Origin of the sequence: Synechococcus sp. R6-5, from assembly GCF_047461775.1 — a bacterium.
Taxonomy (GTDB): Bacteria; Cyanobacteriota; Cyanobacteriia; order Thermostichales; family Thermostichaceae; genus Thermostichus.
Genome location: NZ_JANSHV010000370.1, coordinates 1 through 759 on the forward strand (window position 1 = coordinate 1; position 759 = coordinate 759).

General features: G+C 49.8%; 1 protein-coding gene. It reads right to left on the reverse strand.

Translation table 11 applies throughout. The features are described 5' to 3' along the window. Window positions 1-343: DUF4388 domain-containing protein (locus NW818_RS13805; RefSeq protein ID WP_414424877.1), on the reverse strand; the 343-nt coding region annotated here is incomplete at its 3' end. Between the last annotated feature and the right edge of the window lie 416 nt (window positions 344-759).

Here is a 759-nt window from a genome sequence, read left to right on the forward strand (position 1 = left end):
TGTAGAGGCCGGTTTGCAGTTGATGGCGGAACAGCTTGGCCAGGGCTGCTGGGGTAATCAACCCTTGCCGCTGCAAGCAACGCCCCAGAGGCTCTTCCGAGCCGCAAAAGGAAGCCAGCTTCTCGACCACCCGCTCGCTCACCAAGCCGGAATGGGCCAGCAAGCTCTCCAGGCGGTGTTCTTCCTGAGGTGGTAGGGCAGCAATGACCCGACCTTGGTAAAACCAGATCCTGTAGATACCTCTGGGCGCCCAGATACAGAGCTGTCCTGTTTTGCTGCCTCTCTCGATCAGCTGCAACAGATCGGGCAAGGAAAATTCTTGGAGGTCTCCAACTATGGCCATAAGATTTTTTCGAGCCTCTGATTCGGTGGGATAAGTGGAAATCAATGCCTTAGTAACATTTCAGACATCCCCATTCTTGTACATGTACTCTCGGACAACAACCGTGTATCAACGGCTGTGTTCTTTGTAGCTAGGTACTCTGCGCGCCAGCAGTTACACTTACTATCCGGGAAAATCTATCAAGGAATACAATTAGGCAGCACTCGGAAGCCCTTCACAGAAGAGTTCTAGTTTCCTTTGTTTCAGCTTTGTGTTGGATCATGTCGCTTCGTAAGATAGAACTCCTATTTTTGCTTTCTCTGTGAGCGGAAGTTAGAGAAAAGTTATAGACCCTTCCAAGTTCTTTACAAAGCCAGAAGATTGTTTTTTTCCGTTAGGTTTACCTCACTTTTCGCGCATGCCCTTGAGGAGGGTGG